The sequence below is a fragment of the Pseudomonas sp. yb_9 genome (assembly GCF_043103635.1).
Taxonomy (GTDB): Bacteria; Pseudomonadota; Gammaproteobacteria; order Pseudomonadales; family Pseudomonadaceae; genus Aquipseudomonas; species Aquipseudomonas monteilii.
Genome location: NZ_JBICKA010000025.1, coordinates 64,449 through 77,612, shown reverse-complemented (window position 1 = coordinate 77,612; position 13,164 = coordinate 64,449). Strand labels below are relative to the sequence as shown.

Annotated in this window: 13 protein-coding genes; 8 read left to right on the top strand and 5 right to left on the bottom strand. The window is 62.2% G+C overall.

All coding sequences use genetic code 11. The features are described from left to right. Positions 1–65: 65 nt before the first annotated feature. Positions 66–1,010 (bottom strand): GlxA family transcriptional regulator, encoded by a 945-nt coding sequence (locus ACF8MI_RS05710; protein ID WP_104833588.1) that lies wholly within the window; start codon positions 1,008–1,010, stop codon positions 66–68. Positions 1,011–1,157: 147 nt separating this feature from the next. Between ACF8MI_RS05710 and choX the strand changes: the two genes are divergently transcribed. The 5 genes from choX to ACF8MI_RS05685 all read left to right on the top strand — a co-directional run bounded on the left by choX (position 1,158) and on the right by ACF8MI_RS05685 (position 5,090). Next, positions 1,158–2,102 carry a choline ABC transporter substrate-binding protein gene (choX, locus tag ACF8MI_RS05705; RefSeq protein ID WP_060499147.1) on the top strand — a complete coding sequence of 315 codons (945 nt, stop codon included), beginning with the start codon at positions 1,158–1,160 and terminating at the stop codon, positions 2,100–2,102. Positions 2,103–2,224: 122 nt separating this feature from the next. Beyond that, a complete protein-coding gene (locus tag ACF8MI_RS05700) occupies positions 2,225–3,109 on the top strand; it encodes a 3-keto-5-aminohexanoate cleavage protein (RefSeq protein ID WP_060499148.1) in 885 nt (294 codons plus the stop codon). A 19-nt stretch (positions 3,110–3,128) separates the two neighbouring features. Then, positions 3,129–4,094, top strand: coding sequence for an L-carnitine dehydrogenase (locus tag ACF8MI_RS05695; RefSeq protein WP_060499149.1), 966 nt, complete (start codon positions 3,129–3,131; stop codon positions 4,092–4,094). Between the two features lie 10 nt (positions 4,095–4,104). After that, positions 4,105–4,578: a thioesterase family protein gene (locus ACF8MI_RS05690; RefSeq protein WP_200928996.1), complete on the top strand. Its 474-nt coding sequence runs from the start codon at positions 4,105–4,107 to the stop codon at positions 4,576–4,578. Positions 4,579–4,832: 254 nt separating this feature from the next. Beyond that, positions 4,833–5,090, top strand: coding sequence for a hypothetical protein (locus tag ACF8MI_RS05685; RefSeq protein ID WP_012270100.1), 258 nt, complete (start codon positions 4,833–4,835; stop codon positions 5,088–5,090). A gap of 120 nt (positions 5,091–5,210) precedes the next feature. On the opposite strand, the gene ACF8MI_RS05680 is transcribed toward ACF8MI_RS05685, so the two are convergent. Both ACF8MI_RS05680 and ACF8MI_RS05675 read right to left on the bottom strand, forming a co-directional pair. Beyond that, entirely contained in the window at positions 5,211–6,317 is a 1,107-nt protein-coding gene (locus ACF8MI_RS05680; protein WP_019096860.1) for a GlxA family transcriptional regulator, read from the bottom strand. Between the two features lie 405 nt (positions 6,318–6,722). Next, a complete protein-coding gene (locus ACF8MI_RS05675) occupies positions 6,723–8,099 on the bottom strand; it encodes an L-serine ammonia-lyase (RefSeq protein ID WP_104833592.1) in 1,377 nt (458 codons plus the stop codon). Positions 8,100–8,552: 453 nt separating this feature from the next. Between ACF8MI_RS05675 and ACF8MI_RS05670 the strand changes: the two genes are divergently transcribed. The 3 genes from ACF8MI_RS05670 to choV all read left to right on the top strand — a co-directional run bounded on the left by ACF8MI_RS05670 (position 8,553) and on the right by choV (position 11,605). Then, a complete protein-coding gene (locus ACF8MI_RS05670) occupies positions 8,553–9,500 on the top strand; it encodes a choline ABC transporter substrate-binding protein (RefSeq protein WP_060499152.1) in 948 nt (315 codons plus the stop codon). Between the two features lie 81 nt (positions 9,501–9,581). Further along, positions 9,582–10,430: a choline ABC transporter permease subunit gene (gene choW, locus ACF8MI_RS05665; RefSeq protein WP_174244689.1), complete on the top strand. Its 849-nt coding sequence runs from the start codon at positions 9,582–9,584 to the stop codon at positions 10,428–10,430. Next, positions 10,427–11,605, top strand: coding sequence for a choline ABC transporter ATP-binding protein (choV, locus tag ACF8MI_RS05660; RefSeq protein ID WP_060499153.1), 1,179 nt, complete (start codon positions 10,427–10,429; stop codon positions 11,603–11,605). The genes choW and choV overlap by 4 nt, the downstream gene beginning before the upstream one ends. 36 nt (positions 11,606–11,641) lie before the next feature. Here choV and hisF read toward each other — a convergent pair whose 3' ends face one another. Together hisF and hisA are read right to left on the bottom strand one after the other, a co-directional pair. After that, positions 11,642–12,412: an imidazole glycerol phosphate synthase subunit HisF gene (gene hisF, locus ACF8MI_RS05655; RefSeq protein WP_003255729.1), complete on the bottom strand. Its 771-nt coding sequence runs from the start codon at positions 12,410–12,412 to the stop codon at positions 11,642–11,644. Positions 12,413–12,422: 10 nt separating this feature from the next. Further along, on the bottom strand, positions 12,423–13,160 hold the full coding sequence (hisA, locus tag ACF8MI_RS05650; RefSeq protein WP_016714501.1) for a 1-(5-phosphoribosyl)-5-[(5-phosphoribosylamino)methylideneamino]imidazole-4-carboxamide isomerase: 738 nt from the start codon (positions 13,158–13,160) through the stop codon (positions 12,423–12,425). Positions 13,161–13,164: the final 4 nt, after the last annotated feature.

Sequence of the window (13,164 nt, the reverse complement as noted above, 5' to 3'; positions counted from 1 at the left end):
ATTCTTCTGCCCTGAGGTAATCCTGTGTGCGGGCTTGCCCGCGAAGAGGCCGGTACAGGCAACACTCATACAGCCCTGGCCAACCTGTCTTCTCGCGGGCAACGCTGATAGCGCGCCCGGTAACAGCGGGTAAAGTAGGAAGCCGACTCGAACCCGCAAGCCACCCCCACCTCAAGCACGCTCATGTCAGTCTGGCGCAACAACTGCCGCGCCTTGTCCAGCCGCAGCCGCAGATAGAACCCGCTTGGCGTGTCGTTCAGATGTACGCGAAACAGCCGCTCCAGCTGCCGCCGGGTCACCTGCACCGCCTCGGCCAGCACCTGGGTATTGAGTGGCTGTTCGGTGTTGCGCTCCATTTCCCCAATTACCTTCACCAGCTTCTTGTTGCTGATGCCATAGCGACTGGCGATCTGCATGCGCTGGTGGTCCTGTCGCTGACGGATACGCCCGAGCACGAACTGCTCCGACACCTGCACTGCCAGCTCACTGCCGTGGGCCTGGGCAATCAGGTCGAGCATCAGGTCGATCGAAGCAGTGCCGCCCGCGCAGGTGATGCGCCGACGGTCGATCTCGAACAACTCCTGGGTCGCCTGCAAGCTTGGGTAGTTTTCCTTGAACGCTTCCAGCGCCTCCCAATGCACGGTGGCGCGGTGGCCGTCGAGCAAGCCGGCCTCGGCCAATACGACGGCGCCGGTATCGATGCCACCCAGAATCACCCCGTCATGGTCCAGGCGCCTTAGCGCCTGCTGCAGTGTCGGCCCATAGCAGGCCAGGGGGTCGAAGCCAGCCACAATCAACAAAGTGCCGGCTGGCTCCCCTGCCGCCAACGCCGCATCGGCGTTCACCGACATGCCGTTGCTGGCCTGCACCGCCCCACCATCCAGGCTCAACACCTGCCAGCGATACGAAGGCCCCTTGAAGCGGTTGGCTACCCGCAATGGCTCCAGGGCACTGATGAAGCCCATGGCCGAAAAACCGGGTAACAGCAGGAAATGAATGATTTGCGGCATTGCATGCTCCACGGCAAAGGTGGTCGCCTCCGTGCAACTGTTGGTCGCCAGGGTGCGATTTTTCACCCTGCCAGCAGCGTAGCGTGTTCACACGGCCCAGAGAGGTCGGAACCCCATAACAATATGCACTGCCGATGGAGAGCCACCATGCACAGCTTGATCCGCCGCAGCCTGTTGACCCTTGCCCTGAGCAGCATCGCCACCTCCCCGCTTTACGCCGCTGAACCTGCGGCCTGCAAGAACGTCCGCCTGGGCGTGGTCAACTGGACCGACGTCATCGCCACCAGCGCCATGGCCCAGGTGCTGCTCGATGGCCTGGGCTACCAGACCAAACAGACCAGCGCCTCGCAGCAGATCATCTTCGCCGGCATCCGCGACAAACGCCTGGACATGTTCCTGGGTTACTGGAACCCGATCATGACCCAGACCATCACCCCGTTCATCGACGCCAACCAGGTCAAGGTACTGGAGAAACCCAGCCTGGAAGACGCACGCGCCACCCTGGCCGTACCGAAATACCTCTACGACAAGGGTTTGAAGACCTTCGCCGACATCCACAAGTTCGAGAAAGAGCTGGGCGGCAAGATCTATGGCATCGAACCGGGCTCCGGCGCCAACACCCAGATCAAGGCGATGATCACGAAGAACCAGTTCGACCTGGGCAAGTTCCAGCTGGTCGAGTCCAGCGAGGCCGGCATGCTCGCCGCCGTCGACCGCGCCGTACGCCGCCAGGAAGCCGTGGTGTTCTTCGGCTGGGCGCCGCACCCGATGAACGTGAACATCGACATGGCCTACCTGGGCGACAGCCAGGATGCGCTCGGCCCGGACGAAGGCCGCGCAACGGTATGGACGGTGACCGCGCCGGACTACGCCGAACGCTGCCCCAACGCCCACCGCCTGCTGGCCAACCTGAACTTCAGCGCCGAGGACGAGAGCCGCATGATGCAGCCGCTGCTCGACCACAAGGACGCGCTGGAATCGGCCCGCCAGTGGCTGAAAGACCACCCCGAGGACAAGGCCCGCTGGCTGGAAGGTGTGACCACCTTCGATGGCAAGCCGGCTGCGGACAACCTCAAGCTCACTGCCAACTGACTGGGCCCTTTCGCGGGCGCGCCCGCTCCCACAGGTACAGCTCCACACTCAGGATCACATTGATCCTGCGGGAGCGGGCATGCCCGCGAAAAGCCAAGCACAGACACCACAAGGAACACACCATGAACCACGACGTCATCATCACCTGTGCCCTCACCGGCGCTGGCGACACCGCCTCGAAAAGCCACCTGGTCCCGGTCACCCCCAAACAGATCGCCGAAGCCGCCGTAGAGGCTGCCAAAGCCGGCGCCACCGTCGTCCACTGCCACGTCCGCGACCCGCAAACCGGCCGTTTCAGCCGCGACGTGGCGCTGTACCGTGAAGTCATGGAGCGCATCCGCGAAGCCGACGTGGACATCATCGTCAACCTTACCGCCGGCATGGGTGGCGACCTGGAAATCGGCCCCGGCGAAACGCCGCTGGAGTTCGGCCCAGGCACCGACCTGATCGGCCCACTGGAACGCCTGGCTCACGTCGAAGCCCTGCTACCGGAAATTTGCACCCTCGACTGCGGCACGCTCAACTTCGGCGACGGCAACTCCATCTACGTTTCCACCCCGGCGCAACTGCGCGCTGGCGCCAAACGCATCACCGAACTGGGCGTGAAAGCCGAACTGGAAATCTTCGACACCGGCCACCTGTGGTTCGCCAAGCAAATGATGAAAGAAGGCCTGCTTGACGACCCGCTGTTCCAGCTGTGCCTGGGCATCCCGTGGGGCGCCCCGGCCGACACCACCACCATGAAAGCCATGGTCGACAACCTGCCAGCCAACGTCACCTGGGCCGGCTTCGGTATCGGCCGCATGCAAATGCCGATGGCGGCCCAGGCCGTGCTGCTGGGCGGCAACGTGCGGGTGGGCCTGGAGGACAACCTCTACCTGGACCGTGGCGTGCTGGCCAGCAACGGCCAGTTGGTCGAACGCGCCGTGGAGATCATCTCGCGCCTTGGCGCCCGTGTACTGACCCCAGCCGAAGGCCGGGAAAAAATGAACCTCAAGCGCCGCTGAAACCATCAGGAGAATTCGCATGCCCTTCATCACCGAGATCAAGACCTTCGCCGCCCTGGGTAGCGGCGTGATCGGCAGCGGCTGGGTCGCCCGCGCCTTGGCCCACGGCCTCGACGTAGTCGCCTGGGACCCGGCACCAGGCGCCGAACAGGCGCTGCGCAAGCGTATTGCCAATGCCTGGCCCGCGCTTGAGAAGCAGGGCCTGGCGGTCGGTGCATCACAAGACCGCCTGAAGTTCGTTGCCACCATCGAGGAGTGCGTGCGCGACGCCGATTTCATTCAGGAAAGCGCGCCAGAGCGGCTGGACCTCAAGCTCGACCTGCACGCCAAGATAAGCGCCGCTGCAAAACCTGATGCCATCATTGGCTCCAGTACTTCAGGCCTGTTGCCCAGCGAGTTCTATGAATCTTCCACCCACCCAGAGCGCTGCGTGGTGGGCCACCCGTTCAACCCGGTGTACCTGTTGCCGCTGGTCGAAATCGTCGGTGGCAACCGCACCGCGCCTGAAGCCATCGAGGCGGCAAAGACCATCTACACCACTCTTGGCATGCGCCCGCTGCATGTGCGCAAGGAAGTCCCCGGCTTCATTGCCGATCGCCTGCTCGAAGCGCTGTGGCGCGAGGCCCTGCACCTGGTCAACGACGGCGTTGCAACTACCGGTGAAATCGACGACGCGATCCGCTTCGGCGCGGGCCTTCGCTGGTCGTTCATGGGCACCTTCCTCACCTATACCCTGGCCGGTGGCGACGCGGGCATGCGTCACTTCATGTCGCAGTTCGGCCCGGCACTCAAACTGCCCTGGACCTACCTGCCAGCACCGGAACTGACCGACAAGCTGATCGACGATGTGGTGGACGGCACGGCAGAGCAACTGGGCGAACGCAGCATCGCCGCGCTGGAGCGCTATCGTGATGACACCCTGCTGGCGGTCCTTGAAGCCGTGAAGGCCAGCAAAGAAACGCACGGCATGTCGTTCAGCGATTGAGGAAACCTTGATGCCCGCACTCATCACTTACCGCACCCCAGTCCAGGAGGACTGGGTCGACTACAACGGGCATCTGCGCGATGCCTTCTACCTGCTGATCTTCAGCTATGCCACCGATGCACTGATGGAGCGCATCGGCCTGGATGCCGACAGCCGTGGGCAGAGCGGCAACTCGCTGTTCACCCTGGAAGCGCACATCAACTACCTGCATGAAGTGAAACTGGGCACCGAGGTATGGGTGCAGACGCAGATCATCGGCTTTGATCGCAAGCGTCTGCAGGTGTACCACAGCCTGCACCGGGCCGGGTTCGAAGAGGCGCTGGCGGCCAGTGAGCAGATGTTGCTGCATGTAGATCTGGCGGGGCCGACGTCGGTGCCGTTCAGCGAGCACAGCACGGGGTTACTACAGGGACTAGTGGACGAACAACGTCAACTTCAAGCGCCCGTTTATGTAGGCCGTGTGATCAGCCTTGCAAAAAAATAACCCCGGAAAGCCGTGAGCATCCGGGGCCAAGAGCGAGCAACATCCACTGTGCATGAATGAGGGTGACCAAACCCTCGGTTGCTGTAGATGGCTTGAGTGTGCGCAGTTCCCGCCAGGTGGATTTAGCCGTAAACGACCTGTTCTTAGCCAAAGCAGCCATGCCGGCATCTTGTTGTTGCGGGCATGTCGCCGTCGTCACAGAATCGGTCGTAAATCACAGCAGCACTCTCTTAGCGATAAAAGGGACAACAGCCATGATGCATGCGGATTTGATTGATCAGGACGACCTGGCAGGCCACCTGCGCGCACGCGGGTTCGAGATTCCGGCCGGGGCCAGTGCCGAACAGGCTTGCGAGGCGGTGGTGCGTGGGCTGACCGAGCCGAATGCGCGGGCGCTGAAGGGGATGGTGGAGCAGATGTATACCGGTAGCGCGACCATCCTGCCGGCGGTACGCCAGGCGATCGACAAACAGCTGTTACCCGCGCTGGCGCAATTCAACAAACGCGCTTAACTGATTTTTCCTGTACTGGCCTCTTCGCGGGCAAGCCCGCTCCCACAGGCACTGCACCGGATTCGAAAGCGGTGCGATACCTGTGGGAGCGGGCTTGCCCGCGAAGGGGCCCGCGCTGTTTCAGAGCCTTACGCTGGCAAATGTCGACTCGTTGCGCGCCTGGCTCAGAGCGGCCATAGGCCCACTGTGCGGCGACAGGGTCATGGCCTGTGGAATCGGCATCATCGCCACCTGTTGCGCGGTATTGGAGCCCACACGCTCGTCACGCGGCGGAATGCCGAAGTACTCGCGGTAGCACTTGGAGAAGTGTGGCGTAGACACAAAACCGCATACCGACGCCACTTCGATGATCGACATTGGCGTTTGCTTGAGCAACTGCCGTGCACGAATCAGGCGCAGTTTCAGGTAGTAGCGCGACGGCGAGCAATGTAGGTACTTCTGGAACAACCGCTCAAGCTGCCGACGCGAAACCGACACGTACACCGCCAGCTCGTCCAGGTCGATCGGCTCTTCGAGGTTGGCCTCCATGAGCGCGACGATTTCCTGCAGCTTCGGCTGGTTGGTGCCGAGCATGTGCTTGAGCGGCACACGCTGGTGGTCCTGCTCGTTGCGGATGCGCTCGTAAACGAACATCTCGGAAATCGCTGCCGACAGCTCGCGGCCATGGTCGCGGCTGATCAGGTGCAACATCATGTCCAGCGGCGCGGTGCCGCCAGAGCTGGTGAAGCGGTTGCGGTCGAGGGTGAACAGGCGGGTGCTCATGTTCACGCGTGGGAAGGCTTCCTGCATTGCCGCCAGGCATTCCCAATGCACGCTGCAATCGAAGCCGTCGAGCAGGCCGGCACAGGCCAGTGCCCAGCTGCCGGTGCACACCGCACCAAGACGGCGCGACTGACGAGCCTGAGCTTGCAGCCAGGTAACGTGCTCACGGGTGACCGAACGTTGAATGCCAACCCCCCCGCAGACAATCACGGTGTCGATGGGCGGTGCATTATTGATGGCGGCGTCCGGGGTGATCTGCAAGCCATCGCTGGCCCACACCTGGCCGCCATCGACGGTCAGGGTATGCCAGCGGTACAGCTCGCGGCCGGACAGCTGGTTGGCCATGCGCAGCGGCTCAACGGCTGATGCCAGGGAAATCAGGGTGAAATTGTCCAATAGAAGAAACCCGATGGACTGGGGTGTTGTGCGGTTCTGGGTTGGGTTCCCGGAGGTGTACGACGTCATCGCGATTTCTCCTCACACAAATGCAGGGTGTGCCTCAGGCGGGCACTGATTTCTTGTTATGGCCCCGGTTCATGTGCCGGGGCTTGGTTGCCAATCTCAACGCAAACGCCGTGCCTGAAATTGAACGGCTGTCCAAAAAAACCTGAAAACGACGCCTTTGTTCGGCAAATCAGGTGCTTTGATCGAGTTGGCCCGGTATACGCAAACGGGCGTGCTAGGCGCCGTGCGTGTAACGGCTGAGCAATTTGGTGACACGCGCAGTGTAAGTTGCCCAGAAACGACACTCTTGAGTGTCACCGACAACGCTAGCACCGATAACGACATCCGACGACCGGCACGCGACTGGCAGAAACACAAACGCCCCAGAATGGGGCGTCGTGTGGTAGCCAGATCAAAATCGGCGCATCAGCATTCGATAGCGCTGACCGCCAGGCCACCGCGGGAGGTTTCTTTGTACTTGTCGTGCATATCGGCGCCGGTGTCGCGCATGGTGCGGATCACCTGATCGAGGGAGATGAAGTGTTCGCCGTCACCGCGCAGGGCCATCTGCACTGCGTTGATGGCCTTTACTGCCGCAATCGCATTGCGCTCGATGCACGGCACCTGTACCAACCCGCCGACCGGATCGCAGGTCAGGCCAAGGTTGTGCTCCAGGGCGATTTCAGCGGCGTTTTCCACCTGTGGCGGGGTGGCGCCAAGCACCTCGGCCAAGCCAGCAGCGGCCATGGCGCAAGCGGAGCCAACCTCGCCCTGGCATCCCACTTCGGCACCGGAAATCGACGCGTTCTTCTTGCACAAGATGCCCACAGCGGCCGCCGCGAGGAAGTACTCCACCACATTGGACTCGTTTACCGCGTCGCTGAAGCGCATGTAGTAATGCAACACCGCCGGGATAATGCCGGCCGCGCCATTGGTAGGCGCGGTGACCATGCGCCCGCCGGCTGCGTTTTCTTCATTGACCGCCAGCGCGAACAGGTTGACCCACTCCATGGCGCTCATGGTCGAGCCGATCACATTGGGCTTGCCGGCTTCCTGCAGGCTGCGGTGCAGCTTGGCGGCGCGGCGGCGCACATTCAGCCCGCCGGGCAGCGTGCCTTCGTACTTAAGGCCATTGTTGACGCATTCCTGCATGGCTTCCCAGAGCTTGTGCAGGCCGGCGCGGATTTCTTCCTCGCTGCGCCAGACCTTCTCGTTGGCCATCATCAATTGCGACACGCTGAGGTCGTTTTGCTTGCACAGGCGCAGCAGCTCGGCGGCGCTGTTGAAATCGTACGGCAGCACCGTCTGGTCGGCGTCCAGCACGCCACTGGCGGCCTGGGCGGCATCGACCACGAAGCCGCCACCCACCGAGTAATAGGTATCGCGGTGCAGCTCGCCCTGCTCGCCTTCGGCAATCAAGGTCATGGCGTTGGGGTGGTACGGCAGATTCTCGTCCAGCAGCAGCATGTCGCGAGCCCAGACAAACTCGATGGGCAGGCGGTTATCCAGCTGCAGGGTGTTGGTTTCACGCAGGTCGGCGATACGCGGCACGATCTGGGTGGGGTCGATGGCGTCAGGCCATTCGCCCATCAGGCCCATGATGGTGGCGTTGTCGGTGCCATGACCGATACCGGTGGCCGACAGCGAGCCGTACAGGCGCACTTCGATCCGCTTAACACGCTCCAGCTCGCCGCGTTCGCGCAGGCCCTGGACGAACAGGGCGCCAGCACGCATGGGGCCGACGGTGTGGGAGCTGGAAGGCCCGACACCGATCTTGAACAGGTCGAACACGCTGATGGCCATTGTCGAATCACCTCTTGCTGGGCTTGTCTCTGCGCGCCATGCGCAGGGCGGGGCAGCTGCTAGGCTCAAACAGCGGGCCGCCTTGAATGCCAGCATCATCGGGCTTTTACCGCCCCCCTCGCCGTCTGCAACCGACGTACTTTTGTCCAGCAGCGCCGCGCGTTTTTTACAGGGCGAGCAGCGCTCACCTCGCCGTTTTCCGGCGGCCTGGTGACGTAAAAATGCGGCTGAAGGGGTGGAAAAATCCATAAGCGACATCGCCCATACTGGATACGACCCGTTCCGTACTGGTTACGACCCCACCAGTAGGCGATTGCCCGGCGCTGGAGGATTATCGAAAGCGACTCGTAAAGCACGGCCACGCATCCTGCCCTCTGCAGGCCTGGTCGACCGGACCCTGAGAAAGCCCGGCGACCCACGCGAACCCGAAGACAAAATCACAGGAGTCCATCCATGAAAGGTTCACCCTCGCTGTTGCTGGTTGCGTTGCTGTCCGCGCCGTTGCTGGCCCAGGCCGCAGAGCCCGAGCAGTGCCAGACGGTACGTTTCTCCGATGTCGGCTGGACCGACATCACGGTCACGACCGCCACCACCAGCGTTGTGCTTGAAGCACTGGGTTACAAGACCCACACCACCATGATCTCGGTACCGGTGACCTACAAGTCGCTGGCCACCGGCAAGGACCTGGACGTGTTTCTCGGCAACTGGATGCCGACCATGGAGAACGACATCAAGCAGTACCGCGACGCTGGCACGGTAGAAACCGTGCGCGCCAACCTGGAAAACGCCAAGTACACCCTGGCGGTACCCCAGGCGCTGTACGACAAGGGGCTTAAGGATTTCAGCGACATTCCCAAGTTCAAGAAGGAACTGGACGGCAAGATCTACGGCATCGAGCCCGGCAACGATGGCAACCGCACCATCCAGAGCATGATCGACAAGAACGCCTTCGGCCTGAAGGACGCCGGCTTCAAGATCGTGCAGTCGAGCGAGGCCGGCATGCTGTCGCAGGTCGACCGCGCGCAGAAACGCGGCGAGGCGCTGGTGTTCCTGGGCTGGGAACCGCACCCGATGAACACCCGCTTCAAGATGCAGTACCTGACCGGTGGGGACGAGTTCTTCGGCCCCGACTTCGGCAAGGCGACCGTGTTGACCAACACCCGCAAGGGCTATACGCAGGAGTGCAGCAACGTCGGCCAGCTGTTGAAGAACCTGTCGTTCGAGCTCAAGGATGAAAGCACCATGATGGGCTATGTCCTGGACGACAAGATGAAACCCGAGGCCGCCGCCAAGAAATGGCTCAAGGACAACCCGGGCAAGCTGGATGCCTGGCTGGCCGGCGTGACCACTGTGGATGGCAAACCGGGCCTTGAGGCAGCCAAGGCCAAACTCGCGCAATAACGTACTACGCAATAGCGCTACCTCGGGGCAGGACCGTGCCTGCCCCGGGTTGATTTCAATCTATGCAGGTGGAAGCTCGCTATCATGCTTATCGATCAGAAAATACCCCTGGGGCAGTACATCGCCTCATTTGTCGAGTGGTTGACCCAGAACGGCGCCAACTACTTCGATGCTATCGCCCAAGGCCTGGAATTCATGATCCATGGGGTCACCAGTGCCCTGACCTGGTTCAACCCATTCGTACTCATCGCGCTGTTCGCCGCCCTGGCGCACCTGATCCAACGCAAATGGGCGCTGACCGTGTTCGTTGCCCTGTCGTTCCTGCTGATCCTCAACCTGGGTTACTGGCAGGAAACCATGGAAACCCTGGCGCAGGTGACCTTCGCCACGGTGGTGTGCGTGGTGATCGGCGTGCCGCTGGGCATCCTTGCCGCACACAAACCCATGTTTTACACCGCCATGCGCCCGGTGCTGGACTTGATGCAGACGGTGCCCACCTTCGTCTACCTGATCCCTACCCTGACCCTGTTCGGCCTGGGTGTGGTACCGGGGCTGATCTCTACCGTGGTGTTCGCTATCGCCGCGCCTATCCGCCTCACCTACCTGGGCATCTGCGATGTGCCGCAAGAGCTGATGGACGCGGGTAAAGCGTTCGGCTGCTCGCGCCGCCAGCTGCTTACCCGTATCGAACTGCCGCACGCCATGCCAAGCATCGCTGCCGGCGTCACCCAGTGCATCATGCTGTCGCTGTCGATGGTGGTCATTGCCGCCCTGGTCGGCGCGGACGGCTTGGGCAAACCTGTGGTCAACGCACTGAACACCGCCGATATCTCCCTGGGCTTCGAAGCGGGCCTGGCGATCGTGCTGCTGGCGATCATGCTCGACCGTATCTGCAAGCAACCGGAACTGCCGGTAAGGGGTGAGGCATGAGCATCATTCGTTTCGAAGACGTCGACGTCATTTTCTCCAACAAGCCGCGCGAGGCGCTGTCGCTGCTGGATCAAGGCAAGACCCGCGAGCAGATCCTCAAGCAGACCGGCCTGGTGGTGGGCGTCGAAAAAGCCAACCTGGATATCAACAAGGGCGAAATCTGTGTACTCATGGGCCTGTCCGGCTCGGGCAAGTCGAGCCTGCTGCGCTGCATCAACGGCCTGAACACCGTCAGCCGCGGCAAGTTGTTCGTCGAGCACGAAGGCAAGCACATCGACATTGCCCACTGCACACCGGCCGAGCTGAAGATGATGCGCACCAAGCGCATTGCCATGGTGTTCCAGAAATTCGCCCTTATGCCCTGGCTGACGGTGCGCGAGAACATCAGCTTTGGCCTGGAAATGCAGGGCCGCCCAGAGAAAGAGCGGCGCAAGCTGGTCGACGAAAAGCTGGAGCTGGTGGGCCTGACCCAATGGCGCAACAAGAAGCCCGACGAGTTGTCTGGCGGCATGCAGCAGCGTGTAGGCCTGGCCCGGGCGCTGGCGATGGATGCCGACATCTTGCTGATGGACGAACCGTTCTCGGCCCTCGACCCGCTGATCCGCCAAGGCCTGCAGGACGAACTGCTGACCCTGCAGAGCAAGCTGAACAAGACCATCGTGTTCGTCAGCCACGACCTGGACGAAGCCCTGAAACTGGGTACCCGCATCGCCATCATGAAAGACGGGCGGATCATCCAGTACAGCAAGCCGGAAGAAATCGTGCTCAACCCGGCCGACGAATACGTGCGTACCTTCGTTGCCCACACCAACCCGCTGAACGTGCTGTGCGGTCGCAGCCTGATGCGCAGCCTGGACAACTGCAAACGGGTGAACGGCTCAGTGTGCCTGGACCCGGGTATCGATTCGTGGCTGGACCTGGGCGAAGGTGGCGCGCTCAAGCGTGCACGCCAGGGCCAAAACGGGCTGGACATGCAGAACTGGGCACCGGGGCAGGATGTGGAGCTGCTGCAGCGCAAGCCAACGGTGGTGCACGCCGACATCGGCATGCGCGAAGCGCTGCAGATTCGTTATCAGACGGGCAACAAGCTGGTGTTGCAGGATAACGACCGGGTGGTGGGGATTCTTGGGGATACCGAGCTTTATCACGCGCTGCTCGGCAAGAATCACGGGTGATGCAATTGGGGCCGCGTTGCGGCCCCAATCAATCTGTCAGCGAACGACGATGCCGCGCGAAGCCATGTAGGCTTTTGCCTCAGGCACCGTGTACTCACCAAAGTGGAAGATACTGGCCGCCAGCACCGCACTGGCATGCCCTTCCAGAATACCGTCAGCCAGGTGCTGCAGGTTACCCACACCACCCGAAGCAATCACCGGAATACCCAGCGCATCGCTGATGGCCCGGGTAACGCCCAGGTCAAAGCCGTTCTTCATGCCGTCCTGGTCCATGCTGGTCAGCAGGATCTCGCCAGCCCCCAGGCCTTCCATCTTCTTCGCCCACTCGACTGCATCCAGCCCGGTCGGCTTGCGCCCACCGTGGGTGAAGATTTCCCAGCGCGGTGCTTCACCCGGCCCGGACACCTTCTTGGCATCGATGGCGACAACGATGCACTGCGAGCCGAAACGGTCAGCGGCCTCGCCCACAAACTCCGGGTTGAACACCGCCGCCGTGTTGATCGATACCTTGTCGGCACCAGCGTTGAGCAGGTTGCGAATATCCTGCACGGTCCGCACGCCACCGCCCACGGTCAGCGGGATGAACACCTGGCTGGCCATGCGCTCGACGGTATGCAGGGTGGTGTCGCGGCCATCGACGCTGGCGGTGATGTCGAGGAAGGTGATTTCATCGGCACCCTGCTCGTCGTAGCGACGGGCGATTTCCACCGGGTCGCCAGCATCACGGATGTTCTCGAACTTGACGCCCTTGACCACCCGGCCGTTGTCCACGTCCAGGCAAGGGATGATGCGCTTGGCCAGTGCCATGGTTCAGTCCTCAGCCTTGGTAGTTGTCGCAGAAGGCCTGGGCCTCGGCGACATCGAGGGTGCCTTCGTAGATGGCACGGCCGGTAATGGCGCCGATGATGCCCGGGGCCTTGGCGTCCAGCAGGGCCTTGATGTCGCCCAGGTTGTGGATGCCGCCCGAGGCGATTACCGGAATGCGGGTGGCCTCGGCCAGTGCCTTGGTGAACGGCACGTTGCAGCCCTGCATCATGCCGTCCTTGGCGATGTCGGTGTAAACGATCGACGACACGCCATCCGCCTCGAAACGCTTGGCCAGGTCGATAACCTGAACCGCGCTGACTTCGGCCCAGCCATCGGTGGCAACGAAGCCGTCTTTGGCATCCAGGCCAACAATGACCTTGCCCGGGAAGGCCTTGCACGCTTCGGCCACGAACTCCGGCTCTTTGACCGCCTTGGTGCCGATGATGACGTAGCTGACGCCAGCCTTGACGTAGTGCTCGATGGTTTCCAGCGAGCGGATGCCGCCGCCGATCTGGATCGGCAGGGTCGGGTAGCGCTTGGCGATGGCGGTGACCACTTCACCGTTGACAGGCTGGCCTTCGAAAGCGCCGTTGAGGTCGACTAGGTGCAGGCGGCGGCAGCCACCCTCGACCCACTTGGCGGCCATGCTTACCGGGTCGTCGGAAAATACCGTGGAGTCTTCCATGCGGCCCTGGCGCAGGCGCACGCAGGCGCCGTCCTTCAGATCGATAGCGGGGATAATCAGCATCTTG

What these genes read in the sequence shown, in the direction of transcription:
- choX (WP_060499147.1), top strand. Translation starts at nt 1,158, where the DNA reads ATGCACAGCTTGATCCGCCGCAGCCTGTTGACCCTTGCCCTGAGCAGC.
- ACF8MI_RS05710 (WP_104833588.1), bottom strand. Translation starts at nt 1,010, where the DNA reads ATGCCGCAAATCATTCATTTCCTGCTGTTACCCGGTTTTTCGGCCATG.
- ACF8MI_RS05700 (WP_060499148.1), top strand. Translation starts at nt 2,225, where the DNA reads ATGAACCACGACGTCATCATCACCTGTGCCCTCACCGGCGCTGGCGAC.
- ACF8MI_RS05680 (WP_019096860.1), bottom strand. Translation starts at nt 6,317, where the DNA reads ATGACGTCGTACACCTCCGGGAACCCAACCCAGAACCGCACAACACCC.
- choV (WP_060499153.1), top strand. Translation starts at nt 10,427, where the DNA reads ATGAGCATCATTCGTTTCGAAGACGTCGACGTCATTTTCTCCAACAAG.
- ACF8MI_RS05695 (WP_060499149.1), top strand. Translation starts at nt 3,129, where the DNA reads ATGCCCTTCATCACCGAGATCAAGACCTTCGCCGCCCTGGGTAGCGGC.
- ACF8MI_RS05690 (WP_200928996.1), top strand. Translation starts at nt 4,105, where the DNA reads ATGCCCGCACTCATCACTTACCGCACCCCAGTCCAGGAGGACTGGGTC.
- hisA (WP_016714501.1), bottom strand. Translation starts at nt 13,160, where the DNA reads ATGCTGATTATCCCCGCTATCGATCTGAAGGACGGCGCCTGCGTGCGC.
- hisF (WP_003255729.1), bottom strand. Translation starts at nt 12,412, where the DNA reads ATGGCACTGGCCAAGCGCATCATCCCTTGCCTGGACGTGGACAACGGC.
- ACF8MI_RS05675 (WP_104833592.1), bottom strand. Translation starts at nt 8,099, where the DNA reads ATGGCCATCAGCGTGTTCGACCTGTTCAAGATCGGTGTCGGGCCTTCC.
- ACF8MI_RS05670 (WP_060499152.1), top strand. Translation starts at nt 8,553, where the DNA reads ATGAAAGGTTCACCCTCGCTGTTGCTGGTTGCGTTGCTGTCCGCGCCG.
- ACF8MI_RS05685 (WP_012270100.1), top strand. Translation starts at nt 4,833, where the DNA reads ATGATGCATGCGGATTTGATTGATCAGGACGACCTGGCAGGCCACCTG.